This is a genomic window from Nocardia sp. NPDC003979, assembly GCF_053605015.1.
In genome coordinates this window covers 38,860-62,714 of record NZ_JBSGIJ010000014.1, presented here as the reverse complement: position 1 = coordinate 62,714, position 23,855 = coordinate 38,860, and the positions used below count along the sequence as shown (strand labels likewise).

Annotated in this window: 22 protein-coding genes; 8 read left to right on the top strand and 14 right to left on the bottom strand. The window is 68.9% G+C overall.

The window, feature by feature from the left end; translation table 11 throughout:
• Window positions 1-15 precede the first annotated feature (15 nt).
• The gene (locus ACWEVR_RS25250) at window positions 16-681 is read left to right on the top strand and encodes an MspA family porin (protein WP_452468982.1); all 666 of its coding nucleotides are present in this window, start codon (window positions 16-18) and stop codon (window positions 679-681) included.
• Between the two features lie 47 nt (window positions 682-728).
• On the opposite strand, the gene ACWEVR_RS25245 is transcribed toward ACWEVR_RS25250, so the two are convergent.
• On the bottom strand, window positions 729-2,294 hold the full coding sequence (locus ACWEVR_RS25245) for an MFS transporter (protein ID WP_452468981.1): 1,566 nt from the start codon (window positions 2,292-2,294) through the stop codon (window positions 729-731).
• 119 nt (window positions 2,295-2,413) lie between these two features.
• Here ACWEVR_RS25245 and ACWEVR_RS25240 point away from each other — a divergent pair, with 119 nt between their 5' ends.
• The gene (locus ACWEVR_RS25240) at window positions 2,414-3,541 is read left to right on the top strand and encodes a DUF5925 domain-containing protein (protein ID WP_452468980.1); all 1,128 of its coding nucleotides are present in this window, start codon (window positions 2,414-2,416) and stop codon (window positions 3,539-3,541) included.
• 9 nt (window positions 3,542-3,550) lie between these two features.
• Here the strand turns inward: ACWEVR_RS25240 and ACWEVR_RS25235 are convergent, their stop codons facing one another.
• Together ACWEVR_RS25235 and ACWEVR_RS25230 are read right to left on the bottom strand one after the other, a co-directional pair.
• Window positions 3,551-4,834, bottom strand: a complete 1,284-nt coding sequence (locus ACWEVR_RS25235; RefSeq protein ID WP_452468979.1) for an MFS transporter — start codon at window positions 4,832-4,834, stop codon at window positions 3,551-3,553.
• 119 nt (window positions 4,835-4,953) lie between these two features.
• Window positions 4,954-5,796 (bottom strand): NAD(P)H-binding protein, encoded by an 843-nt coding sequence (locus tag ACWEVR_RS25230; protein WP_452468978.1) that lies wholly within the window; start codon window positions 5,794-5,796, stop codon window positions 4,954-4,956.
• An 81-nt stretch (window positions 5,797-5,877) separates the two neighbouring features.
• Here ACWEVR_RS25230 and ACWEVR_RS25225 point away from each other — a divergent pair, with 81 nt between their 5' ends.
• The gene (locus tag ACWEVR_RS25225; RefSeq protein WP_452468977.1) at window positions 5,878-6,828 is read left to right on the top strand and encodes an AraC family transcriptional regulator; all 951 of its coding nucleotides are present in this window, start codon (window positions 5,878-5,880) and stop codon (window positions 6,826-6,828) included.
• A 23-nt stretch (window positions 6,829-6,851) separates the two neighbouring features.
• Window positions 6,852-7,268 carry an acyl-CoA thioesterase gene (locus ACWEVR_RS25220; RefSeq protein WP_067490558.1) on the top strand — a complete coding sequence of 139 codons (417 nt, stop codon included), beginning with the start codon at window positions 6,852-6,854 and terminating at the stop codon, window positions 7,266-7,268.
• Between the two features lie 5 nt (window positions 7,269-7,273).
• On the opposite strand, the gene ACWEVR_RS25215 is transcribed toward ACWEVR_RS25220, so the two are convergent.
• From ACWEVR_RS25215 to pdhA, 5 genes are all read right to left on the bottom strand, one after another.
• Complete coding sequence (locus tag ACWEVR_RS25215) at window positions 7,274-8,077, bottom strand: SDR family oxidoreductase (protein WP_452468976.1); 804 nt, start codon at window positions 8,075-8,077, stop codon at window positions 7,274-7,276.
• A gap of 51 nt (window positions 8,078-8,128) precedes the next feature.
• Window positions 8,129-9,487 carry a uracil-xanthine permease family protein gene (locus ACWEVR_RS25210; protein WP_452468975.1) on the bottom strand — a complete coding sequence of 453 codons (1,359 nt, stop codon included), beginning with the start codon at window positions 9,485-9,487 and terminating at the stop codon, window positions 8,129-8,131.
• Window positions 9,488-9,595: 108 nt separating this feature from the next.
• Window positions 9,596-10,924 carry a dihydrolipoamide acetyltransferase family protein gene (locus tag ACWEVR_RS25205; RefSeq protein ID WP_452468974.1) on the bottom strand — a complete coding sequence of 443 codons (1,329 nt, stop codon included), beginning with the start codon at window positions 10,922-10,924 and terminating at the stop codon, window positions 9,596-9,598.
• On the bottom strand, window positions 10,921-11,895 hold the full coding sequence (locus tag ACWEVR_RS25200; protein ID WP_439268300.1) for a transketolase C-terminal domain-containing protein: 975 nt from the start codon (window positions 11,893-11,895) through the stop codon (window positions 10,921-10,923). Before ACWEVR_RS25200 ends, ACWEVR_RS25205 begins: the two co-directional genes overlap by 4 nt.
• The gene (gene pdhA, locus ACWEVR_RS25195) at window positions 11,892-12,974 is read right to left on the bottom strand and encodes a pyruvate dehydrogenase (acetyl-transferring) E1 component subunit alpha (protein WP_452468973.1); all 1,083 of its coding nucleotides are present in this window, start codon (window positions 12,972-12,974) and stop codon (window positions 11,892-11,894) included. Before pdhA ends, ACWEVR_RS25200 begins: the two co-directional genes overlap by 4 nt.
• A 171-nt stretch (window positions 12,975-13,145) precedes the next feature.
• Between pdhA and ACWEVR_RS25190 the strand changes: the two genes are divergently transcribed.
• Complete coding sequence (locus ACWEVR_RS25190; RefSeq protein WP_452468972.1) at window positions 13,146-13,637, top strand: Lrp/AsnC family transcriptional regulator; 492 nt, start codon at window positions 13,146-13,148, stop codon at window positions 13,635-13,637.
• 111 nt (window positions 13,638-13,748) lie between these two features.
• Here ACWEVR_RS25190 and ACWEVR_RS25185 read toward each other — a convergent pair whose 3' ends face one another.
• Complete coding sequence (locus tag ACWEVR_RS25185) at window positions 13,749-14,954, bottom strand: benzoate/H(+) symporter BenE family transporter (protein ID WP_452468971.1); 1,206 nt, start codon at window positions 14,952-14,954, stop codon at window positions 13,749-13,751.
• A gap of 251 nt (window positions 14,955-15,205) precedes the next feature.
• Between ACWEVR_RS25185 and ACWEVR_RS25180 the strand changes: the two genes are divergently transcribed.
• Entirely contained in the window at window positions 15,206-16,024 is an 819-nt protein-coding gene (locus tag ACWEVR_RS25180; RefSeq protein WP_452468970.1) for a sulfurtransferase, read from the top strand.
• A gap of 15 nt (window positions 16,025-16,039) precedes the next feature.
• Here the strand turns inward: ACWEVR_RS25180 and ACWEVR_RS25175 are convergent, their stop codons facing one another.
• On the bottom strand, window positions 16,040-16,723 hold the full coding sequence (locus ACWEVR_RS25175; RefSeq protein WP_452468969.1) for an HNH endonuclease family protein: 684 nt from the start codon (window positions 16,721-16,723) through the stop codon (window positions 16,040-16,042).
• Window positions 16,724-16,762: 39 nt separating this feature from the next.
• Window positions 16,763-17,125 (bottom strand): hypothetical protein, encoded by a 363-nt coding sequence (locus tag ACWEVR_RS25170; RefSeq protein ID WP_067490527.1) that lies wholly within the window; start codon window positions 17,123-17,125, stop codon window positions 16,763-16,765.
• Window positions 17,126-17,321: 196 nt separating this feature from the next.
• Here ACWEVR_RS25170 and ACWEVR_RS25165 point away from each other — a divergent pair, with 196 nt between their 5' ends.
• The gene (locus tag ACWEVR_RS25165; RefSeq protein ID WP_452469030.1) at window positions 17,322-20,117 is read left to right on the top strand and encodes a DEAD/DEAH box helicase; all 2,796 of its coding nucleotides are present in this window, start codon (window positions 17,322-17,324) and stop codon (window positions 20,115-20,117) included.
• Window positions 20,117-20,866, top strand: coding sequence for an SWIM zinc finger family protein (locus tag ACWEVR_RS25160; protein ID WP_452468968.1), 750 nt, complete (start codon window positions 20,117-20,119; stop codon window positions 20,864-20,866). The genes ACWEVR_RS25165 and ACWEVR_RS25160 overlap by 1 nt, the downstream gene beginning before the upstream one ends.
• Before the next feature lie 2 nt (window positions 20,867-20,868).
• Here the strand turns inward: ACWEVR_RS25160 and ACWEVR_RS25155 are convergent, their stop codons facing one another.
• The 3 genes from ACWEVR_RS25155 to ACWEVR_RS25145 all read right to left on the bottom strand — a co-directional run bounded on the left by ACWEVR_RS25155 (window position 20,869) and on the right by ACWEVR_RS25145 (window position 23,792).
• Window positions 20,869-22,161, bottom strand: coding sequence for a lipase family protein (locus ACWEVR_RS25155; protein WP_452468967.1), 1,293 nt, complete (start codon window positions 22,159-22,161; stop codon window positions 20,869-20,871).
• A 123-nt stretch (window positions 22,162-22,284) separates the two neighbouring features.
• Window positions 22,285-22,692, bottom strand: a complete 408-nt coding sequence (locus ACWEVR_RS25150) for a DUF3224 domain-containing protein (protein ID WP_067490513.1) — start codon at window positions 22,690-22,692, stop codon at window positions 22,285-22,287.
• Window positions 22,693-22,727: 35 nt separating this feature from the next.
• Window positions 22,728-23,792, bottom strand: coding sequence for an amidohydrolase family protein (locus ACWEVR_RS25145; RefSeq protein ID WP_452468966.1), 1,065 nt, complete (start codon window positions 23,790-23,792; stop codon window positions 22,728-22,730).
• Between the last annotated feature and the right edge of the window lie 63 nt (window positions 23,793-23,855).

Here is a 23,855-nt window from a genome sequence, read left to right as displayed (position 1 = left end):
AATAGGAACAACTCCATGAGCATCTTCACGAAAGCCGGTGCCCGTCTGGCCGGCGCCGCCGCGGCCGCGACTGTCGCGCTCGGCCTGTTCTCCACCGGCGCCGCCAACGCCGACACCTTCATCCCGCTGCCGGGCGGTGAGCTCACCCAGACCCTGCCCGACGGCACCGCGGTGACCATCCGCCTGGTCGGCGAATCGGTGAACATCAGCCCCTCCATGGGTGCGACTCCCTTGCATCGCAATGTCTGGGCCTCCGGCCGGGCCGAGGTGCAGGTCCACGCCGAGCACAAGGGTGTCAAGATCTCCCCCGGATACGTCGTCGGTTGCCAGGTCGACATCTCCGGCGGCAACGCCACCGGTGGTGCCAACGGCGCGGTGAACAACTCGGGCAACGGCAGCGGTGGCGTGACCTCCGGTGGCAACCTGACCCTCGGCCCCGGCCAGGCGTCGACCTTCTGGCTGCTCCAGGTCGAGGGCCCCGATGCCTACGGCGAGGAGAGCTACGTGCCCGCCATCAAGTTCTTCGGCCAGGAAGGTTCGGTCACCTGGGCCGACTCGACCCTCGGCCTCTCGGGCTGCGCGGGTTACGCCCAGGCGCGCGCCTTCGTTTCCGTCGAGGTGACCACCCAGTTCGGTCGCTCGGAGCTGCGCCTGTGGGGCCAGCCGTTCAGCCTCGGCTGATGCCCTGGGCCCCGCGGGGAGTTGCACGCTCCCGGCGGGGCCCCGGCTCATTTCTGCTCGTCGGCACGCTCGTTCGGTGCCGGAACGTGGCGAAGCAGGACGACGACCAGTCCGGCCGCGATCGCGGTGAGTCCGATGCCGACGATCGAGTTCACCTGCAGCGCATGGGTATACGCCTCTCGTGCCGTGGCGGTCAGCTCGGCGCCGAGGGCTTCGGGCAGCATCGAGGCGACGTGCAGCGCTCCGGCGAGGGTGTCCTCGGCGGTGTGCGCGAGCTCGGTGGGCAGGCCATTCGGTAGTTCACCGGCCATCCGACCGCGATAGACCGCGGTGCCGATGCTGCCGATCACCGCGACCCCGAGCGCGGTCGACAGTTCCTGTCCCGTCTCCGAGATCGCGGAAGCGGCACCGGCACGCGCCGGGTCGACCGCGCCGACGATCAGGTCGAGGCCGAGCACGAACATCGGGCTAAGTCCGAGCGCGAACACCACCATGCCGGTGACGATCAAGCCGAGATCGTCGCCACCCGCGAGCTGGGTGAAGATCGCGTAGCCGAACATCGCGATCACCAGCCCGCCCGTCATCAGATACGCGGGACGCACCCGAGGCGCGAGGGCGCTCACCGCACCGGCCGCGAGCACCATGGCTACCGCCTGCGGCACCGTCCACAGCCCCGCCTCGAACGCCGAAAGCCCGAGCACCAGTTGCAGATACTGCGCGAGCAGCAGGAACAGGCCGCCCATCGCGAGCATGGCGACCATCAGCGCCGCGAGCGACCCGCTGAACCGGACATTGCCGAACAGTCGCAGGTCGATCAGCGGGTCGGTGAGTCGTTGCTGGCGAAGCACGAACACGGTGCCCAGGACCAGCGCGCCGACCAGAACGGCCACGGGTTCCACGGCCAGTCCGTCCTTGGCCAGTTCCTTGATGCCGTAGATGACACCCATCACCGACACCAGCGACAGCACAGCGCTGAGAATGTCGAGCTTGCCGGGGTTCGGATCCTTGTACTCGGGCAGCAGGAACGGTCCGCTGCCCAGCAGCAGCACCATGGCGGGTACAGCGACCAGGAACACCGAACCCCACCAGAAGTTTTCCAGCATGGCCCCGCCGACCAGCGGTCCGACCACCATGCCGACCATGAAACTGGTCATCCACACGCTGATCGCGGCGGTCCGCTGGCGGTCGTCGTGGAACATATTGCGGATCAAGGCCAGTGTCGAGGGCATCAGCGTTGCACCCGCGATACCGAGCAGCGCGCGCGTGCCGATGAGCATGTTCGCGCTGGTCGAATAGGCCGCGATCACCGAGGCGGCGCCGAAGGCCAGCGCACCGATCATCAACAGTCTGCGCCTGCCGATCCGGTCGCCGAGGGTGCCCATCGTGATGAGGAAGCCCGCGACGAGGAACCCGTAGATGTCCAGGATCCACAACAGCTGTGAACTGCTCGGCTGCAACGCCTCGCTGATGTGGGGGATGGCCAGGTAGAGCACGCTCATGTCCATCGAGATGAGCAGGGTGGGCAGGGCGAGGACCGCCAACCCGATCCACTCCTTGACCCCCGCGGTCGGAGTGGGTTCGTCGACCGGCCGGAGGCTCTGGGTGGAAGTCACCTCGCCGACGTTAGCGACGGATCGAGAACATGTGCCAGCGATTTTCCGGGCCCGGTGACCCAGCGCACAGCCGGGAAGTCGTTGGACATTCCGGGCCCGCGACCACGATCATTGGCGCGGTGACCACACCTATCGACCAGCTCCGGGAACCGTCGCGGGAGACGGGCGAGCCGTTTCCGTGGTCGGCGGCCATCGATTCGACCTATTCCACCCGCGACGCCATCGACGCGCTCGCGCTCGCCCCGTTCCTGCGCGGCGAGCAACCCTTCGCGCGGCAGGCCCACCTCGACCGGGTCCACCCCGATGCGCCGTTGCGGCCCGAGGGATCGACGATCCTGCGCTCGGTCTTCGACGACGACAGCAGTGCGATGCTGGCCGCCGGGGCCGGCTGGTCGCTGCGGGCGGTGCGCTGGGCGGGCGGCTCGGCGACGGTCGAGGTGACCGCCGCCAGCGACGAGCTCGCCGTCGAGGTGCTCGCGCGCGCCACCGAGGGTGCGGCCCAGGCTCGCGACACCGCGTTTACGGTGGAAATGGGCTTCTGGCACATGGATGTGCGGCGGCCCGCGCGCAGGCGCCGCCAGATCGTCGCGCCCGCGTGGCCGGAGATCCGCGACAACTACACCGCGCCGGTATCGGCGGCGTTCGACCGGCTGATGAGCCTGGGCAGCGACGACATCCGCGGCAGGCTCGTGCTGCTGCACGGCGAGCCGGGCACCGGGAAGACCACCGCCCTGCGGGCGCTCGCGCGGGCATGGGCGCCGTGGTGTCAGGTGGACTGCGTGGTCGACCCGGAGGAACTGTTCAGCAATCCCGGCTATCTGATGGAGGTGGCCGCGGGTGCCGACGGTGACGACGAGGACGGCCGCTGGCGGTTGCTGGTACTCGAGGACTGCGACGAGCTGATTCGCGGCGAAGCCAAAGAAGCTGCGGGGCAGAAACTTTCGCGGCTGCTGAACCTCACCGACGGCATGCTCGGTTCGGGACGCAAGGTGCTCTTCGCGATCACGACCAACGAGGACCTGTCCCGCTTGCACCCGGCGGTCGTGCGGCCCGGGCGGTGTCTCGCGCAGCTCGAGGTGGGCAGGCTCTCGCCCGAGGAGGCGACGCGGTGGCTCGTCCGCCAGGACCATGCCACCGCCGCCTTCCCCGACGGCGCCACGCTCGCGGAACTGGTGGCCCATCGTGACGGTGGAATTCAGATCCGCTCGACGGTCGAGCGAACGACCGAAGTCGGTATGTACCTGTAGGGCTCGCGCTCAGCGATGGACGACGGAGGCGGCCGCCGCGCAGGCGAGGGTGAGGACAAGGGGAACGATCAGCGCCGCGGTGAGCGGGATGATCGCGGTGAGCCAGCCGATCACCGCCGGGCCCGCGAGCAAGCCGAGATAGCCGATGGTGAAGACCCGCGACATCTCGGTGGCCGCCTTCGGCCCGCCCAGGTTGCCTGCCGCCGTGAAGATCTGAGGTACGCCACCCGCGAGCCCGAGACCGCACATCGCCCAGCCGACCAGCGACAACGGCAGCCAGGGCGAGACGATCACGATCGCGAAACCGGCCGCGCACAACAGGCTTCCGTAGCGCAGCAGCGCCACCGGCCCGATCGCCCCGCTCACCCGGTCGGCCAGGAAACGGCCGATCGTCATGGTCGCGGAGAACGCGCCGAACGCCAGCGCCGCGTCACCCTCGGACACGTCGAGGTGTTCGCGGACCTGCAGTGCGCTCCAATCGGCGGCCACACCTTCGGCCAGCAGCAGTACGAATGCGATCAGCCCGAGCCACAACACTTTCCGGTTCCGGTGCGATTGCCGCTCTGCGTCGTTCGGGCTCGAGTCCTCGTCTCGCGCCCGCTGTTCCCGGGCTTCCGGGCTGATGCGCGATCCGGGAGCGCCGGTGAGATTCTCGGACGATGTCGGTGGGAGGTCTTCGGCGGGAAGTGTCTCGTAGTGCTCAGGGTGGGAAGTGGGCTCGCGGTGGTGGGAGACGAGATGGGGGACAAGGGCAGCGGTGGTGACCAAGCCGAGAAGGCTCGCGGCGGTGAGCGTTACCTCGGGGGCGATGCCCGCGCGCTGAGTGGCGGCACCGATGAGGGAGCCGACGAAACCGCCCGCCGAGAACATGGCGTGGAACGCCGACATGATCGGGCGACCGTACGCCCGTTCGACCAGCACCGCCTGCGCGTTCATCGACACATCGAGCGCCCCGTTGCCGAAACCGAAGCAGGCCAACGCGATCGCCAGGGTCACCGGTCCGGTCGCCAGACCCGGCCCGACGATCGTCACCGAGATCGCCGACGCGGCCAGCGCCACCAGCGTCCGGCTGCCGAGCCGGTCGGCGGCGGGGCCGGCCAGCCGCATCCCGATCAGCGCCGTCCCGGCGAGCAACAACACGAACATCCCGAGCGTCGAGGCCGACACCTCGGTCCGGTCGGTGATCGCCGGAATATGCACCACCCACATCGCGAGCAGCACCCCGTTCAGCGTGAAAGCGCCGAACACCGCCCCCCTGGCCGACCGCAGCCGACGATCAATCGCTGGCGTCACCCCATCGACGCTACCGGCCACCCGTCGGACCCTCCCCGAATTCAAGATCACCACGCTCTGGTTGCGGCGTTTCGCGGGAGGGCCGCGCCACCAGAGCGTGGTGATCAATCGTCCAGGATTTACCGCGGGGTCCGGACTCCGGTGGCGGCGGCCTCCTTGGCGTATTCGGTGAAGTCGCGGGGTGCGCGGCCGAGGGCGCGCTGGACTCCGTCGGCGGTGGCGGAGTTACGGCCGTCGAGGATGGTGCCGAACAGGTAGTCGAGCAGCGCGACCTCGGGCTCGGGGAGGCCGAGTTCACCGAGGGCGGTGACGAATTCGGGCCGGGTGAGCGGCACGAAGGCGATCTCACGGCCGGTCGCCTCGGCCACCTCGGCGACACCTTCGGCGAAGGTGAGTGCCCGGGGTCCGGTGAGTTCGTAGACCTCGCCCGCGTGGCGAGCGTCGGTGAGGGCAGCGACGGCGACCTCGGCGATGTCGTCGGCGTGCACGAACGGCTCGGGCACATCGCCGTTGGGCAGTGCGACCACACCGGCGAGGACATCGCCGACGAAAGCGCTCTCACTGAAGTTCTGGGCGAAGAAGCTGCAGCGCACCACGGTCCAGGCGAGGCCGGACTCACGAACTGCCGCTTCGCATTCCAGGGCTTCGGGCTCGCCGCGACCGGACAGCAACACCACCGAGCCGACGCCGGCCGCGCGGGCGGCGGCGGCGAACGCGCGAATGGTGTCCGGTGCGCCGGGGACGGCGAGGTCGGGCTGGAAAGCGAGGTAGATCGCGGTGACTCCGGCCAGGGCGGGGCCCCAGGTGTCGCGGTCGGTCCAGTCGAAGGGGATCTCGGCGGTGCGCGAACCGCGTCGCACCGGGTGACCCGCCGCGTCCAGGAGGGCGGCGACGCGGCTGCCGGTCTTGCCGTTGGCGCCGGTGACGAGGAAAAGAGGCTGGTGAGCAGCGGTTTTTGTCATGAGATAAGTACACCGTCCACAGCTGTGCGTCACCATCGTCGGAACGCTCGCCGACATGCGCGGTCGTCTACTGTGAAAGATGTGGATGCGTTAGCCGGTCTGCTCGAGGGCCCACGTGCACGCGGTGCGTTTCTGATGTGCTCGCTGCTCGACCCGCCGTGGTCGCTGCGGGTCCAGGATCAGGCGCCGTTGACGGTGCTCGCCATGATTCGCGGAAAAGGCTGGGTGAGTACGGAATCCGGTTCGCCGCAGCAGGTCGGCGCCGGTGACGTGGTGATCTTCCGTGGGCCGCAACCGTATACGGTGTCCGACGATCCGGCGACCGAGCCACAGATCATCGTCCAGCCCGGGCAGGTCACCACCACTCCTGACGGTGAAATTCTCTGTGAGACATTGACTCTCGGTGTCCGTCAGTGGGGAACCGATCCCAGCGGTGAAACCCTGATGGTCACGGGTACCTACGAATCCGCGGGTGCGGTGAGTACCCGGCTGTTGCGTGCCCTCCCACAGGTCGCGGTACTGCCGCGTGGCGACCTCGATTCACGCCTGCTCGACCTGCTTGTCGACGAGGCGACCAGAGACCGCCCCGCCCAGGGCGCCGTCCTCGACCGCCTCCTCGACCTGCTGCTCATCGCCGCCCTGCGGGCCTGGTTCGCCCGCGACGACGCGCCCGCCTGGTACCACGCCTACAGCGACCCGCTGGTCGGCAAGGCGCTGCGGCTGCTGCAACACAACCCGGCCCACCCGTGGACCGTGGTCGCGCTGGCCGACGCGGTCGGCATGTCGCGGGCCGCGCTCGCGCGCCGGTTCACCGAACTGGTCGGCGAACCGCCCATGACCTTCCTGACCGAATGGCGGTTGTCGCTGGCCGCCGACCTGCTCGCCGAAACCGATTCGACCGTGGAATCCATCGCCCGCCAGGTCGGCTACGGCAGTGCGTTCGCCCTGAGTACCGCCTTCAAACGGCACTTCAGGGTGAGCCCGCGTGACCACCGGCAGGGTGGGGGAGCGGCTTTGTCGTCTTCGGCCTGAACCGGGGCTGGCATCATGACGGCATGGATTACCCCGTGCTGTGGCCGATGCCGACCCGCTGGGCCGACAACGACCAGTACGGTCACGTCAACAACGTGACCTACTACTCCTACTTCGACACCGCGGTCAATGCCTGGCTCATGCGGGCCACCGGCACCGACATCACGGCGCTGCCCGCGCTCGGTGTGGTCGCCCAGACCTCGTGCCGGTTCCACGGCTCGGTCAGCTTCCCCGACCAGCTTCAGGTGGGGTTGCGCATCTCCCGGCTCGGCAAGTCGAGCATCACCTACGACCTGGCGATCTTCCGGGAAACCGACGGTGGTCTCGAACTGGCGGCCACCGGCGATTTCGTGCACGTCTACGTGGACACCGAAACACGCAAGCCGGTGCCGATCCCCGAGGTGGTGCGGGCGGCCGCCGCGGAACTCGTGACCGAGTAACAGTCCTACCCGCGCAACGCTTCCTGGAAGCGGCGCATACCCGCGATCCATCGGTCGTAGTCGGCGCCCTTGTTGCGATACATCTGCAATACCTCGGGATGCGGCAGAATCAGGAAGTGTTCGGCGGCCATCGCCTCGATGACGGTGTCGGCGACCTCCTCGGCCGACAGCACCGCGCCCGCGGTCTTCACCGCCTTGATCGCGAAGGCCGCCGCGTCGGGGTTCTCCGGGATGAGGTCGCCGCTGAGCAGCCGGGTGTCCACGCCCATCGGGCACAAACAGCTCACGCGAACACCCTTGTCGCCGTAGGTGATCGACAGCCACTCGGCGAACGCGACCGCCGCGTGCTTGGTCACCGAGTACGGTGCCGAACCCAGCTGGGTGAGCAGGCCCGCCGCCGACGCGGTGGAGACGAAGTACCCTTCGCCTCGTTCGACCCAGCCCGGCACGAGCAGCTTCGCGGCCCGCACATGCGCCATCACATTCACATCGATCGCGGCGGCCCACTGGTCCTCGGTGCTGTCGAGGCCGGGTCCACCGCCGATTCCGGCATTCGCGAAATACATGTCCACCGGGCCGAATTCGCGTTCGGCGGTGGCGATGAGCTGCGCGACCACCTGTTCGTCGGCCACGTCGCCACCGACTGCTGTCGCCTTGTCGCCGAGTTCGGCGGCCACCTTCGCCGCGCTGTCACCGTCGAGATCGGCGACGACGACCCGTGCGCCACCGGCGACCAGCCGGGCGGCGAGCGCGGCACCGATGCCCGCACCCGCGCCGGTGACGATCGCGACCTTGCCTGCTGTCTCCATGCTGGCACCCTAACGGCGGTGCCGCCGGTCCCGCATCGGATCGCGGACGGTTCAGGTGGCGGCCACCGGCTCGCGGACCGGTTCGACGGGTGCCTTCGCGCCGCGGGCGAGGGTGCCGAGGACGGTGTGGTTGAAGGCCAGGTTCAGCAGGAAGGCGGTGGCCGCGCCGAGGGTGACACCGCTGTCCAGCAGGATCTGCGCCGAGGTGGGGAACTTGTCGAACATGTCCTTGGTGAAGACCGGCAGCAGACCGATGCCGATGGCGGTGGCCGCGATGGTCGCGTTCACCCGGTCGGTGAGGTCGGCTTGCAGCAAGGTCTGCACACCGACCACGGCGACCGTCGCGAACAGGACCAGCCCCACGCCGCCGACCACCGGTTTCGGGATCACCGCCACTACTTCACCGATGCGGGGGACCAGGCCGAGCAGCACCAGGATCGCCCCGCTCACGGCGGTCACGTACCGGCTGTAGATCCTGGTCGTCGAGACCGCGCCGACGTTCTGGTTGAAGATGGTGTCGACGAACGCGGTGAAGATGCCGCCGAGCACACCGGACAGGCCGTCACCGACCAGTCCGCGCGCGAGATCACCTCTGCCGAGCGGTTTTCCGGTGATCTCGCTGATCGCCAGCATGCTCGCGGTCGACTCGGCGAACACCACCGCCATCACGATGCTCATCGCCACCACGGCGGTCACCGGGAACTGTGGTGACCCGAAGTGGAAGGGTTGCGGAATGCCGATCCAGTCGGCGGCACCGACGCCCGTCGTCGAAATCAGCCCCATCGGCAGCGCGATCACGATGCCCGCGACCAGCGCGATGAGCACGCCCAGCTGCGACCACACGCCACGACCGAGACACACGAACCCGACCGCGATCAGCACCACCACCGCCGCCAACCCGATCGTGGACGGGGACGCGAAGCTCGGCGCCTTCGGATCGTTGCCGATGATCAGGCCACCGGCCACCCCGATCAGTGACACACCGACCACGGTCAGCACGGTCCCGGTGACCAGCGGCGGAAAGAACCGCACCACCCGCGCGAACGGCCACGCCAGCGCCACACCGACCACGCCACCGATCAGCATCGACCCGTACACCGCGTCGAGCCCGTACTCCTTCGCGATCAGAATCATCGGATTGAGCCCGACGAACGTGGCCCCACACACGATCGGCAGCCTCGCCCCGGCCAGCTTCCCGACCCCCAGGCTCTGCACCAGCGTGATGATGCCCGCCACCAGCAGATCAGCACTGATCAACAACCCGATCGTCGCTCTGTCCAGCCCCGCCGCCGCCCCGAACACCAAGGGCACGGTGATACATCCGGTGTACATGATCAGGACGTGCTGCAGGCCGAAGGCCAGTTGCCGACCCAACGGCAACCGGGCGTCGACAGGATGTGCCTCGCTCATACACAGGTTGTAGACGGCGTTTTTTACAGCGGGAGCGCACCGTGTTTCGCCTGCGTTGCGGGACTCGTATATTCCCAGATGCGGTCAGGAGGGGGCGGTCCGGCCAGGTCAGACGCGGCTGAGGAGGGTGAGGGGGTCCTCGAGGAAGGTTGCGGTGGTGGCGAGGAAGCGGGCGCCCAGTTCGCCGTCGATCATGCGGTGGTCGAAGCTGAGGCCGAGGGTGGTTGTCCAGCGGACGGCCAGTTCGTCGCGGAATACCCAGGGGCGCTTGCGGATCGAGCCGAGGCAGAGGATGGCGGCTTCGCCGGGGTTGACCAGGGGGACGCCGGTGTCGACGCCGAAGACACCGACATTGGTGATGGTGAAGGTGCCGCCGAGGAGGTCGGCGGGGGTGGCGTTGCCGGAGCGGGCGGTGTCGGCGGCCCAGCTGATCTCGCGGCCCAGTTCGCGCAGGCTCAGGGTCTGCGCGTCTTTGAGGTTCGGGACGAGCAGCCCACGGTCGGCGGCCACCGCGATGCCCAAGTTCACGTAGTGCTTGGTGACGATCTGCTGATTCTGCTCGTCCCAGGCGGCATTGACGCCGGGGTGTTCGGCGATGGCGGCCAGGGCGGCGCGCGCCACCAGGGCCAACGGGGTGAGCGTGAGTCCTTCGAACGACTTCGTGGTGCGCAGGTGGTCGAGCAGTTCCATCGAGGCCGTGCAGTCGACGGTGACGAATGCGCTCGCCTGCGGAATGGTGCGGGCGCTGGCCAGCATCGCGGCGGCGGTGCGCTTGCGGATTCCGGAGACGGGCGTGCGTTCCTCGCGAGCCCTGGACTCGATGAGACCCGCGTCGTGCCCGTTCTGCTGGGCGACAGCGCCGAGCTCGGCCCCGGGCTTGGCCCGCGGCCCGGTGACCGGCACGGCCGAGCGCACGTCCTCGACGGTGACCGCACCCTCGGGTCCCGAACCCGCGACGTACCACAGGTCTATCCCGAGCTCCTTGGCCAGTTTCCGGGCCGCGGGTGTGGCAGCGGCCCGGTGCGTGCTCGGCGTGGTGGATGCCATCGACGGTGCCGGCTTGCGTCGTCGCGAGGTGGCTTCGGCCTCGGGCCCGTACCCGACCAGCACGTCCCTGCGGTCCTCGGCGGTGGGCGGGTCGGTGACCTCGAGATCGTTGCGCACCCGGATCAGCGGGGCGCCCACCGGCACCGTATCGCCGGGCGAGGCAAGCAATTCGACGACCGTTCCGGAGAACGGCGACGGCAGCGCGACCACCGCCTTGGCGGTCTCCACCTCGGCGATGGTCTGGTTCAGTTCCACCGTGTCGCCCACGTCGACGGCCCACGACACCAGGTCACCGTCGGCGAGGCCCTCACCCAGATCGGGGAGACGGAATTCGAGCACGTGTCCGTCGTCGCCAGCTGGTTGCGGCACGGGCGCACCTTTCGTCGTCATGCGGCTAGGCAGCGGTCGACCGCGGCGAGGATGCGGTCGGGATCAGGCAGATGGTGCTTTTCGAGCTTAGCCGGGGGATAGGGGATGTCGTAGCCGCCTACGCGCAGTACGGGCGCCTCGAGGTGATAGAAGCAGCGCTCGGTGATCCGCGCCGCGATCTCGGCACCGAGCCCGGCGAACACCGGCGCTTCGTGCACGATCACCAGCCGTCCGGTCTTGTCGACGGATTCGGCGATGGTGTCGACATCGAGTGGGGACAGGCTGCGCAGGTCGATCACCTCGATCGAGTTGCCTTCCTCACCAGCGATTTTCGCGGCCGTCAGCGCGGTGGCGACGGTGCCGCCGTAGGCGAGAACGGTGGCATCGGTGCCCTCGGTGAGCACACGCGCCTTGTGCAGTGGCAGGTCGGGTTCGCTGTGGAAGTCCACGTCCGCCTTGTCCCAGTACCGCCGCTTGGGCTCGAAGAAGACCACCGGATCGTCGAGCGAAATCGCCTGCCGGATCATGTGATACGCGTCGAAGGGCGTACTGGGCGACACCACACGCAGACCGGCGGTGTGCGCGAAATACACCTCCGGTGACTCCGAATGGTGTTCGACGGCACCGATCCCGCCGCCGAACGGAATGCGGATCGTCAACGGCGCCTTCACCTTTCCACCCGTCCGGTAGTGGATCTTGGCGACCTGCGACACGATCTGGTCGAACGCGGGGTAGACGAAACCGTCGAACTGGATCTCCACCACCGGCCGGTAACCGCGCAATGCCATTCCGAAAGCCGTTCCCACGATGCCGGATTCGGCCAGGGGTGTATCGATGACGCGATTGTCACCGAAATCCTTCTGGAGCGTGTCGGTCACCCGGAACACACCACCCAGCTTGCCGATGTCCTCGCCGAGCAACACCACCTTCGGCTCGTCTTCCATGGCGCGGCGCAGACCGGTGTTGAGAGCGGCGGCGAAGGTGGTGATCATGACTGCGCTCCTTCGGCGAGGTAGGCCGAGAACTGGTGTGCCTCTTCGGTGATCAGCGGGTGCTCGGTCGCGTAGACGTGGTCGAACATGCGGAGGGGATCGGGGTCGGGCATCTGCAGTGTCGCGGTGCGTACCCGGTCGGCGACCTCGTCGGCCGCGCGGGCGACCGAGCGGGCGAACTCGTCGTCGAGCAGGCCCTCGCGTTCGAGCAGCAGCCGCACCCGCTCGATCGGATCGCGCCGCTCCCAGTACTCGATATCGGCGGCCGTGCGGTACCTGCTCGGATCGTCGGCGGTGGTGTGCGGACCCATCCGGTAGGTGATCGCCTCGATGAAGGTGGGGCCGCCGCCGCTGCGGGCGCGCTCGACCGCCTGGCGGGTGACGGCGAGCACGGCCAGCACATCGTTGCCGTCCACCTGCACACCGGGGATGCCGTACCCGTCGGCCCGGCGCACCAGCGGCACGTGACTCTGCACGGTCACCGGTTCGCTGATCGCCCACTGGTTGTTCTGGCAGAAGAACACCACCGGTGCGCTCCAGGTGGCGGCGAAACCGAGCGCCTCGGCGATATCGCCCTGACTGGTCGCGCCGTCGCCGAAGTAGGTGATGGTGGCGATATCGGCGCCGTCGAGGTGGGCCGCGTAGGCGTAACCGGTGGCGTGCAAGCCCTGGGAACCGACGACGATATTGGCGTTGGTCATGTTCACCGCGTCGGGATCCCAGCAGTGGTGGGCCGCTCCGCGCCACAGCCGCGTCAGTTGCTCGGGCGGTACGCCGCGGCAGTACGCCACCGCGGTCTCGCGGTACGAGCAGAAGATGTAGTCGTCGGGGTGCAGTGCGTGCACCGAACCGACCTGCGCCGCTTCCTGGCCGAGCATGGGAGGCCACAGGCCGAGCTGACCCTGGCGTTGCAGTGCGGTCGCCTCGAGATCGATCCGGCGGGTCACGACGAGGTCCCGGTAGAGGCCCCGCAATCGTCCGGCATCGATATCGGTGACCAGCGCGCCGTGCTCACGATCGAATACGCGACGTCCGTCCGGCTGGATCAACTGGACCGGGTAGGTCTGCTTCTCCGGCATCGAGATCGCCTCCTCTCCACCGTGCCTTGTGGGCCGATGCGGGTACGACTGATCGCTGAGTGCGATGTGTATCACACAGCATCCACGATACCGCCGCCTGCGCAAGCGAACGACACGTGACTGAGCAGAATGCACGTTGTGCTGGGGTGACGCGCTGTCATACTGCGTTGTATGACCAGTCGCGAACCCGCCGTGACCCTCGACGCGACCGACGCGCGATTGCTGCGCGAATTGATCGCCAGCCCCCGGGCCACCGGGGTGGAACTGGCCGCCCGCCTCGGGCTGTCACGCAATACGGTGCAGGCACGACTCGCGCGCTGGGACAGCGGTGGGGTGCTCGGCAGTTTCGAGCGCCGCGTGGAACCGCGTGCTCTCGGCTATCCGCTGGCAGCCTTCGTCGCGGTGGTCGTCGATCAGCACCAGCTCGATGCGGTGGTCGACGAGCTCGCCGACGTTCCCGAGGTCACCGAGGTCTGCGGCATGACCGGCGAGACCGACCTCACCGTCCGCATCGTGGCCCGCGACGCCGACGACCTCTACCGCATCGCGGGCGCCATCCTGAAGATCTCCGGCGTCGAACGCACGAACATGGCCCTCGTCATGCGCGAACTCGTCGGACCACGCACCGCACCCCTCCTCGACCGCCTCGCCGACCCGGACTGAGATCGACGGAACCTGCGGGTCAGACTGCGGGGCCCGATTCACCTGACCCGGACCGAAGGCTCGGCGGAGCGCGCGGGTCAGGCGGTGAGGTCCGGATCGGCCTCAGCGCACCTACTTCTGAGCTGGGAGTATGCGGCGGACGATGAGACCGGCGAGCAGTGCCCAGAAGGCGCCCCCGATGCCGAGGAGGGTGGTGCCGGAGGCGGCCACCAGGAAGGTGACCAGGGCGGCGAGGCGGTCGCCCGGATCGGTGAGCGCGGCGGAGAGGGAAGCGGCGAGCGTGGCGAGCAGGGCCAGGCCCGCGACGGTTTCGAGGGTGCCCGCGGGGGCGGCGGCGATGAGGGTGACCAGGGCGGCGGAGGCCAGGCCGAGGACCAGGTAGGAGGCGCCCGCGGTGGCCGCGGCGATCCAGCGGCGCTTCGGGTCCGGGCTCGCGCTCGGGGCGGCGGCGAGCGCGGCGCTGATAGCGGCGAGGTTGATGGCGTGACCGCCCGCCGGGGCGCCGAGGACGGTGCCGATCCCGGTGACGAGCATGGCAGGCCGCCACGGCACCTGGTAGTCGAAAGAACGCATCACGGCGACGCCGGGGATGTTCTGCGAGGCCATCGTGACGATGTAGAGCGGAACGGCGATGCCGATGATCGCCTGCCAATGCCATTGTGGGGCAGTCAGTTCCACGGTGGGGATCATGGCGGACAGGTCGAGATGCCGGTCGGCGACCACGATGTCGATGCCGGTGCCGACGGCCGCCGTCGCGAAGGCCACGAGCACCGCCCACTTCGGTGCGTATCGTTGCAGAACCAGCCACACCACGATCACCGGAACCACCACGGCGGGCGAGGTACGCAACGCCTGTACCGGAGCCAGGCACAGCGGAACGAGCACACCGGCGAGCATGGCCTGCGCGATCGGCACCGGAATCGCCGCGACCAGCGAACCGAGCCGCTGCCACAGGCCGGTGACGACGATCAGCACGCCCGTCACGGCGAACGCCGCGACCGCACCGGGCCATCCACCGGCTACCAGACCGGTGCTCACCAGCAGCGCTGCGCCGGGTGTCGACCAGGCAAGGGTGATCGGAATCCGGTACCGGAAACTCAGCAGCAGGATGCCGATGCCCTGCGTGAAACACAGCACGAGCAGCCCCGACGCGGCCTGCGCCGGACTCGCCCCCACCGCCCGCAACCCGCTCAGCACCACCGCGAAGGAACTGGTGAACCCGACCAGGGCGGTCACCGCGCCCGCACCGAGCGGCTGACCTATCCCGGCCGGCTTCTCGGTGACATCGGGCGACGAACTGGCGGAGACCTGCGACATTCGGCAAATCCTGCCCGACGGGTCTGAGAGCGTCACCGGCCAGTAGCGCGAAACTGGCCTGATCCGGCCCGCGGTGCCTGCCGCTCGATCACCACGCTCTGGTGGCGTGCGGCTCTCGGTCGTTGCCGCCACCGGAGCGTGGTGATCGGCTGTCCAGCCTCCGTCCGATGCGTGGGGTGCCGTTTCGGGTGTGGGTGGGCGGGGAGTGCGTAGGGTGGCGGCGGGGGACGGACCGGGAGTGAGGAGTTGGCGTGGGTGCGGTGCTGATTTCGGCGGCCGAGCTTCGGGAGGAGCTGGCGGCGAACAAGATTCACCTGTTGGACGTGCGGTGGGCGCTCGGCGATCCGGACGGTCCGCAGCACTATCTCGACGGGCACATTCCGGGTGCGGTGTTCGTCGATCTGGAGACCGAACTGGCCGCCGCACCGTCACCGGCCCGTGGCAGACACCCTTTGCCCGATCCCGGAACCTTCGAGAAGTGCGCCCGCAGCTGGGGGCTCGGCACTGATGAGCCCGTGGTCGTCTACGACGCGACCGGCGGCATGGCGGCGGCCCGCGCGTGGTGGCTGTTGCGCTGGGCCGGTGTCGACAACGTGCGCATTCTCGACGGTGGGCTGCCCGCCTGGACCGCGTCCGGCGGGGAACTCGCGACCGGTGCCGAACCCGACCCGACCCCGGGTGACCTGATTGTTCGCCCCGGCGCACTGCCTGTGATCGATGCGGACGCCGCCGCGAAATGGGCGGGTGTCTTGCTCGATGCTCGCGCGGGCGAACGTTTCCGGGGCGAGGTGGAACCGGTCGATCCGCAGGCCGGTCATATCCCCGGCGCTGTCAGCGCACCGACCGCTGAAAACCTCTACCCCACAGGGCATTTCCGCACCGCCGACGAATTGCGCGAGCGCTTCGCCGAGTTCGGTGACGGACCGGTCGCGGTCTACTGCGGCTCCGGCGTCACCGCTGCGCACGAAATCGCGGCCCTGGCCGTCGCCGGGATCGACGCCGCCCTCTACCCGGGGTCCTGGTCGCAGTGGTCCAACGATCCGAAGCGTCCGGTGGCGACGGGCGCCTGACAGCGGCGGCATCCATCAAGGACAGGTGCGGGCGATGTCGTGGAGGGCGGCGTTGTCGGCGGCGGTGATCGGTAAGTCGTAGGCGACGGCGACGGTGAGGTACTTGGCGGCGTAGAAGCAGTGGTTGGGCCGGGCGGGTGGCAGCCATTCGCCAGGCGTGTCGTCGCCTTTGGACTGATTGGTCGTCTTGCTGGTGGCCAGCAGGTTGACGGAGAGGTCGTTGGCGAAGCGCAGACGGCGTTCCGGTGGCCAGGCGTGTGCGCCCATGTCCCAGGCGGCGGCGAGCGGATAGACGTGGTCGATCTGGATGTCGCCGCCGTCGGATTTGCGGAAAGCGATGTCGGTGCCGGTGTAGGGGTCGGTGAGCACGCCCTCCACCACCACACAGCGACCCCGGCGAACCGCATCGCGAAGCTGGGCGGCCAGCACGTTGTTGCGGGTGTCGCAGCCGTCGTGACCGCCGGGCGCGTCGGTGTCGTCGGACCAGGCCGGACCGAACACACAACCCTGCCCGGCCTTGCAGCCCCGTTCGTACCCGCCGGGGTGCGGTCGTGCATCGACCACACGCACCTGATCGAGCAGCGCGCTCACCTCTGCGCGCGTCGGACTACCCGGCGCGGGCGCGATCGGTTCGGGCGCAAGCACCCCGCAACCCGCGCACGCGAGCACCAGCAGGACCAGCCACGCGAGTCTCCCCATGCACAGGTTGTAGCCGACCCCACCGACAACTTCGCCGTACTACAACCAGGCGCGCGCCAGGATGTCGTCGGCCGCGAGCTCGGCGGCATGTGGCGGGAACCGGGTGGCCGCGATCGAGGAGATGTGGGTGCCGTCGTGGCCGATCAACCACGAACCACCCCGGTCCTCGCACTCGGCGATCTTGGCGAACACGGTGAGCAGGAAGGTGATGGAGTCGCGCGGGTCGGCCGTGTGGGCCAGCCGCTGCGATTCACCGGGCCGGGACAGATCGATCCACACGCCGGACTGACCGTCCAGGCGCATGCCGACGATCTTCCCGGCATCGACGAACGTGAACTTGCGCCGCTCCCACGGGGTGGTGGGGGTGTAGCTCTGCTCGAGAACCTGGAGCAGAATCGTCATCGCTGCCCTCCGCACGCATTCAGGGGGTTCATCGGCCGAGCCGGTTCGTGGCCGGTTCGCCTGGGTGAGTATGCAGTTGTCGCCGGTGATCTTCCGGCCGTGACCAGGGAATATCCAAGTATGTTCCGTGGGAGCCCAGAAATCCAGAGCGATGGCCGAGCGCGGGGTGTCGGTGGCTCCTGCTTGGATGGCAACCATGCTGCACGGTCTGTGGTCCCCCGGTTCGGGCCTGCTGCTGTGGCACGACGGGCAACCCGTTGCGGTGGGTTCGGTGCTCCGCGACATTCTCGAGCGCGCGCGGTTCCGGCACCGCGCCGAGGTGCTCACCGTCGACGAGGCGGGCGCACCGGGTCGAGCCGAGGTCCGCGCGCACGCGCTCGCGCCGCCGACGGCCGCCGTCGTGCTGCGCAGCAGGCTGCCCCGCGAGCACATCTCCGGCGACCTGCGATTCCTCGCGCACGTCGCCCGTGGCATCGAGCGCTGGGTGCGGGCCGGTCGGGTGGTGCCGCAGGTGGATCGCGCCGACGGGCAGTGGTGGGTGCGGTGGCGGCTGGTCGGCGGGCAACGGCAGCGGGCGTGGCTCGCCGAGCTGGCCACGGCCATGCCCGCCGCGCTGCGGGTGGCCGGGCCGCCCGCCGGGGTGCTCGAGGACCTGGTCACCGAACTCACCGACCCGATCGCCCGTGAATACCTGAGCCACCGTTCGATGACGCACCCGCTGCTGGCGGCGCTGATGAGCGACACCCCGCTCGACGAGGGCTCCTACCGGCTGGCCGAAACACTGTCGCAGTGGCGCGAGGGATACGCCGCCGACGAACCCGAGCTGGTCCTTCGCCTGTGCGAACCCGACGGCGAATTCACCACCGACGACGACTCGGTGGCGCTGTGGCGACTGCAGGTGTGTCTGCGTCCGGTCGACGACGCACCGAAACCTGTTGTCCTCGATGATGACCCGGTTCTGGTACGCACTGCCGCCGAGAAGCTGGGCCAGGCCCGCAAGGCCTACCCGCGCCTGCGTGACCTGCCGACCGACCCGCGCGGACTCGACCTCCTGCTGCCGACCCAGGTGGTCGCCGACCTGGTCGCCCACGGCGCGCATGCGCTGCAGGAGGCCGGGATTCGCCTGTTGTTGCCGCGCGCCTGGAACATCGCCGAACCGAGCATGCGCCTGCGGGTGAGCAGCCCGGCCGCCGCCGAATCCACCGTCGGTCTGAGCGGATTGCTTTCCTATCGTTGGGAATTGGCGCTCGGGGACATGGTGCTCACCCCGGCCGAGATGGAACGGCTGGTGCGCAGCAAATCCGATCTCGTCCAGCTGCGCGGCGAATGGGTGCAGGCCGACCACCGCGCGCTGGCGGCCGCCGCCCGGTACGTGGCGCTGCACGCCGACGACACCCCGATCACCCTGGCCGACATGATCGGCGAGCTCGCCGCCGAACGGGTCGACAATGTGCCGGTCACCGAGGTCACCGCCGACGGCTGGGCGGCCGAACTGTTCACCGGACACGGCGATCCCGAGCCCGTTCCGGTGCCGATCGGCCTGAAAGCCCAGCTCCGCCCCTATCAGGAGCGCGGCCTGAGCTGGCTGGCCACCATGAGCCGGCTCGATTGCGGCGCGATCCTGGCCGACGACATGGGTCTCGGCAAGACCGTGCAGGTACTCGCGTTGCTCGTGCACGAACGCGAGGCCGTCGGTCCGGTAGGGCCGACGCTGCTGGTGTGCCCCATGTCGGTGGTCGGCAACTGGCAGCGCGAGACCGAACGTTTCGCACCGGACCTGCGCGTCCTCGTGCACCACGGGACCGATCGGCGCAAGGGCGCGGATTTCGCCGCCGCGGTCGCGAATGCGGATCTGGTCGTCACCACCTATGCCCTGCTGGCGCGCGATGCGACGTTGCTGAGCGAACAGCACTGGGAGCGGGTGGTTCTCGACGAGGCCCAACACATCAAGAACGCGACCACCCGGCAGTCACGGGCCGCCCGCGCCTTGCGGGCCCGGCATCGGCTGGCGCTCACCGGAACGCCGGTGGAGAACCGGCTGGAAGAACTTCGCGCCCTGTTCGATTTCGCCATGCCCAAGCTGCTCGGCAGCCCGCAGTCCTTCCGTGCCCGCTTCGCGGTCCCCATCGAACGCGAACGCGACCAGCACGCCATCGACCGGTTGCGGCTCATCACCGAACCGTTCGTGCTGCGCAGGCTCAAAACCGATCCGGCGGTCATCAGCGATCTGCCCGAGAAGCTCGAGATGACGGTGCGCGCCAACCTCACCGTCGAGCAGGCCGCGCTGTATCAGGCCGTGGTCGACGACATGCTGGAGAAGCTCAAAGATGCCAAGGGTATGGCGCGCAAGGGTGCGGTGCTCGGCGCGCTGACCAGGCTCAAGCAGGTCTGCAACCATCCCGCGCATTTCCTCGGCGACGCCTCGCCCATCATGCGCCGCGGCGGGCATCGTTCGGGCAAGCTCGCCCTGGTGGAGGACATCCTCGACGCCGTCCTCGCCGACGGCGAGAAGGCCCTGCTGTTCACCCAATTCCGTGAGTTCGGCGACCTGATCCTGCCGTTCCTCACCGAACGGTTCGGGACACCCATCCCGTTCCTGCACGGCGGGGTGAGCAAGCAGCGTCGCGACGACATGGTCACCGGATTCCAAGCCGAGGGTGGACCGCCGTTGATGCTGCTCTCGCTCAAAGCGGGCGGGACAGGGCTGAACCTGACCGCCGCCAATCACGTGATCCACCTGGACCGCTGGTGGAACCCGGCCGTGGAGAACCAGGCCACCGACCGCGCGTTCCGCATCGGCCAGCAGCGTGCGGTGCAGGTTCGCAAACTCGTCTGCGTCGACACCATCGAGGAGCGCATCGACGAAATGATCAGCGGCAAGAAGGCATTGGCCGACCTGGCCGTCGGAGCGGGGGAGAACTGGATCACCGAGCTCGGCACCGACGAGTTGCGCGAACTGTTCACCCTCGGGGCCGAGGCGGTGGGTGACTGATGGCCGATTTCAGTCAGTTCGGTCCGCGCAAACCGGTGCGCGGCGGTGCGCAGGCGCGCGGTGGTTTCGGTCGCACGTGGTGGGGAAAGTCGCTGCTCGAGGCGGTGGAGAAGGTGGCCGACGCGGGCAGGCTCTCGCGCGGCCGTACCTACGCGCGGGTCGGGCAGGTGGTGAACTATCGCGTGGAGCGCGGTGCGGTCACGGCCGAGGTGCAGGGTAGTCAACCGAGCCCGTTCACCTCCGTGTTGTCGGTGCGGCCGCTGCGCGAGGAAGAGATCGAGCTGCTGCTGGCCGAGATCCGCGAAGCGCCCGGAATGCTCGCCGAAATCGCTTCGGGCGCACTACCACCCGCGCTCGGCCCGCACCTGCTGCCGACCACCGCCGCCGAACTGGACTTCTCCTGCACCTGCCCGGACATGGGCTGGCCGTGTAAGCATGTGGCCGCGGTCTGCTACCTGCTCGCCGAACGCCTCGACGAGCAACCGGGCGAAATCCTCACCCTGCGCGGACTCGACCTCGACATCCTCATCGGAGGCGTCGAAAGATCCACTCGCACCACCGATTCCGACGATCCGTACGGTGACGACCTCACCCTCCCCGACCTGCCACGCATCGAATTCCACCCCGTCATCGAGGACCTCGACGCCATGGCCTTGCGCCGCGCCCTGCGCATGTCGGCCGAAGACGAGCAGACCGCCGCCACCGGCCTCCGCGAATTACGTGCCCTCTACGCCGAATTCGACAGCTGAGTTCAGCAGGTGCGCTGCGCGGGCTCGCCCCGCAACAGGCCGTGCAGCCACAGCAGCGCGCCAGGCAAGCTCAGCGGGCTGTTGAGCACATGCGACACACCGAGTTTCACCGGATCTCCGGGGAGCGGCTGCTCGTAGTAGGCCACGGTGGCACCGGCGGCGCACCAGTCCGCGGCGAGCCTGCGAGCGCTGTAGGTGGGCACCAGTTCATCATTCGCCGTGCTGTGGATGAGTACCGGGGCGCCGGGTCGCAACTGTCCGACCCGGTCGTCGTCGAGGTGGGCTGCCCAGTCCGGATCGGAATCCAACGCTTCGAGCACGCTCTGTCCGGTGCTCGTCCAGCTACGGCTGTCCCGGAAACCCTGGGTGAGTACGGTTTCGGCCACACACTGCCGTGCGGTGTCGGCCAGCATGCGCTTGCCCGTGTCGTTGAGCAGTCGATCGGTAGCGGGCGCGAGTGCGGGGTTCTCGTCGACGGCGCCGTTGATGTAGTAGCCGAGGGCGCCGGCCAGCGAGCCACGGTCGAAGTGGCGCAGCTGGGCGCGTGCGTCGACCACCGGTGCCCCGGCGTAGGTGCCGACGATCGGCAGGTCCGGTGCGTAGCTCGGGGCGAGTTCCGCCGCCGCGGCCGCAGCCCCGCCCCCCTGCGAATAGCCCCACAGCGCCACCGGGGCACCCGGCTCGAGTCCGTTGCCGGGCAGTTCACGGGCGGCCCGCGCGGCGTCGAGCATGACCTGCCCGGTGGAGGCACGCGACATGTAACTGTGCGGTCCCGGTGTGCCGAAACTCTCGTGGTCGGTGAGCATCACCGCACCACCGACCGCGAGGAACGGGTAGATCGCCGCGTACTGCTCGTACTGCACGCCCACATCGAGTCCGCCGTTGTACTGCAACAGAAATGCCAGGGTATTCGACGGCGCGCACTGGTCGCCCTGACCCTGTGTGCCGGGCGCGAGCACGAGCAGCGGCCGCGGCCCGGGTCCGACCCACGGCAGGGTCGGCCGCAGATACGCACCGGTCGCGGCGACCGCCGACCCCGTGCGATCGGTGGCGGAGAACATCACGCGGGTGGTTTCCGCCGGAAGCGGGCCGTTGCTACCGGGCAGGGTGATCGGCAGCGACATGGGTTCGGTCTTGATCGGCTGTCCCGGCGTCGCCGGGATCTCGGCGGGCGGGGTGTAGAACGTGGTGTCGCCGGTCGGACCGAGCGGAGGAGCGGCCACGGCGGGAACCGCCACCGAAACGGCCATCACCGCGATGACACCACCGACCCAGCACCGAAACCCTGCCGCCACCACAGCTCCCTCGAACGCGTCCTGTTGACAGGGTGTCAACGTAGTTGGACGACGCGGTCACTCGCAGCCGATCGGGCTCATAACGCCGGTTTGGCGTCGAGATTCTGTCGAGCCGACGGTTCCTCAGGGCAGGTCGTACTCGAACCAGATGTGGTGGCCGCCGGTGGTGTCGACGTAGAGGGCGCCGGTGCCGGTGATACCGGTGAGTTCGCCGGTGCCGCTACCGGGGACGATGTGGAAGAACTCGTCGGTCCGATCGGTGCCGCCGGTGGTGGCGGAATGGACGAAGTTGAACGCACCGGACCTGCCCGCCAGGCTGCCTTCGAAGGACTCCATGGCGATGTAGGTGCCCGCACCCGTCGACATGTCGAATGCCGAGGTGAACAGCGTGGCCGAGGTGCCCGTGATGTCGCCCGCGTAGACCTTGGTCATGTGGGCGATGCCGACCGGCAGGCCGGTGCTGATCGGCGGTTGTGGCTGCAGATCGGTCGGGTCGAAGGCGGTGAGTTCGAACGTGCCGGTCGTCTTCATTCCGTGATGCTAAACCGGGGCACCGACAAAACCCGTCATCCCAGGTCGATGCGGTAAACGCGAACCGCGTTACCGCCGAAGACCTTCCGCAGGTCCTCGGTCGACGCACCGGCCTTGGTGAGCGCGGTCGCGACGGCGTCGACGGCCACGGGGAGGCTGGTGATCGGCTTGTCGACGGGAAAGTTCGAGCCCCAGATCAGCCGGTCGGGGCCGAACACCGACAGGGCGTGCGCGAGCATCGGACCCAGCCGGTCGGCGAGCACCGATACCTGGGTCGACAACCCGCGCGGCGGGACCGGGTGGCCGAGTACCGGCATCATCAGCCCGCTCACCTTGGCGACCACATTGGGCTGGGCGGCCAGATCGGTGATGTCGTCGCGCCAGCGGTCGAAGATGTCGCGTCGCTCGCCCGCCGTCCTGCCGGTGTGTTTGCCGACCGGACCGAAGACGCCCGCGGGGGTGGCGAGGTGGTCGAGGACGATCGTCACCTCGGGAAAGCGTTCGGCCAGCGCCGTCACCTCCGGCAGCTGACCCGAGTACAGCCACGCGTCGAAACCGAGCCCGCGCTCGGCGAGCTGACCGAAACCGTCGAGGAAGGCGGGCGCGGTGAGCAGTCCGTCGTGCGCGGCGAACGATTTCACCCCCGCATCGGGATGGTGGGCCACGGTGGCCCGGATCCCGCGCAGCAGCGGCGAGGCCGACTGATGCGCGTCGAGCGTGGGCCCGAGATCCGCGGCGGCGGGGTCGGCCGCGCCGACGATCGCGGCGAGAGCGGGTGTATCGACCCCGAACGGCAGGCTGGCCACCCAGCGCGTCTCGTCGGGCGCCGAGCCGGTCCACTCGGCCTCTACGTGCACGAGCCCGCGCACCGCGACCCCGCCCTGGTCGGTGCGGTAGTCGGCGGGCAGATACGGGCCGAGGTAGGCCGCGGGATCGCCGACGAACTGGAGGTCGCGGCGCGGGGTCAATTTCGCAGCGAGGTCGACCGGCAGCGGCACATATCGCAGCAGCTTGGCGTGCTTGCTGAACAGCCGAGGTGTCGTATGCGGATCCCACTGGTGGATATGCGCATCGATGATGTCGAGCCCGGTCAGATCCATGTACGTCCCATCGCCGCGCCGGCATTGCTCCGGGAATTGTCACACGTCGGCCGCGGCGATGGT

What these genes read in the sequence shown, in the direction of transcription:
- ACWEVR_RS25250 (WP_452468982.1), top strand. Translation starts at nt 16, where the DNA reads ATGAGCATCTTCACGAAAGCCGGTGCCCGTCTGGCCGGCGCCGCCGCG.
- ACWEVR_RS25230 (WP_452468978.1), bottom strand. Translation starts at nt 5,796, where the DNA reads ATGACAAAAACCGCTGCTCACCAGCCTCTTTTCCTCGTCACCGGCGCC.
- ACWEVR_RS25220 (WP_067490558.1), top strand. Translation starts at nt 6,852, where the DNA reads ATGGATTACCCCGTGCTGTGGCCGATGCCGACCCGCTGGGCCGACAAC.
- ACWEVR_RS25215 (WP_452468976.1), bottom strand. Translation starts at nt 8,077, where the DNA reads ATGGAGACAGCAGGCAAGGTCGCGATCGTCACCGGCGCGGGTGCGGGC.
- ACWEVR_RS25210 (WP_452468975.1), bottom strand. Translation starts at nt 9,487, where the DNA reads ATGAGCGAGGCACATCCTGTCGACGCCCGGTTGCCGTTGGGTCGGCAA.
- ACWEVR_RS25205 (WP_452468974.1), bottom strand. Translation starts at nt 10,924, where the DNA reads ATGACGACGAAAGGTGCGCCCGTGCCGCAACCAGCTGGCGACGACGGA.
- ACWEVR_RS25200 (WP_439268300.1), bottom strand. Translation starts at nt 11,895, where the DNA reads ATGATCACCACCTTCGCCGCCGCTCTCAACACCGGTCTGCGCCGCGCC.
- pdhA (WP_452468973.1), bottom strand. Translation starts at nt 12,974, where the DNA reads ATGCCGGAGAAGCAGACCTACCCGGTCCAGTTGATCCAGCCGGACGGA.
- ACWEVR_RS25190 (WP_452468972.1), top strand. Translation starts at nt 13,146, where the DNA reads ATGACCAGTCGCGAACCCGCCGTGACCCTCGACGCGACCGACGCGCGA.
- ACWEVR_RS25185 (WP_452468971.1), bottom strand. Translation starts at nt 14,954, where the DNA reads ATGTCGCAGGTCTCCGCCAGTTCGTCGCCCGATGTCACCGAGAAGCCG.
- ACWEVR_RS25175 (WP_452468969.1), bottom strand. Translation starts at nt 16,723, where the DNA reads ATGGGGAGACTCGCGTGGCTGGTCCTGCTGGTGCTCGCGTGCGCGGGT.
- ACWEVR_RS25170 (WP_067490527.1), bottom strand. Translation starts at nt 17,125, where the DNA reads ATGACGATTCTGCTCCAGGTTCTCGAGCAGAGCTACACCCCCACCACC.
- ACWEVR_RS25165 (WP_452469030.1), top strand. Translation starts at nt 17,322, where the DNA reads ATGCTGCACGGTCTGTGGTCCCCCGGTTCGGGCCTGCTGCTGTGGCAC.
- ACWEVR_RS25160 (WP_452468968.1), top strand. Translation starts at nt 20,117, where the DNA reads ATGGCCGATTTCAGTCAGTTCGGTCCGCGCAAACCGGTGCGCGGCGGT.
- ACWEVR_RS25150 (WP_067490513.1), bottom strand. Translation starts at nt 22,692, where the DNA reads ATGAAGACGACCGGCACGTTCGAACTCACCGCCTTCGACCCGACCGAT.
- ACWEVR_RS25145 (WP_452468966.1), bottom strand. Translation starts at nt 23,792, where the DNA reads ATGGATCTGACCGGGCTCGACATCATCGATGCGCATATCCACCAGTGG.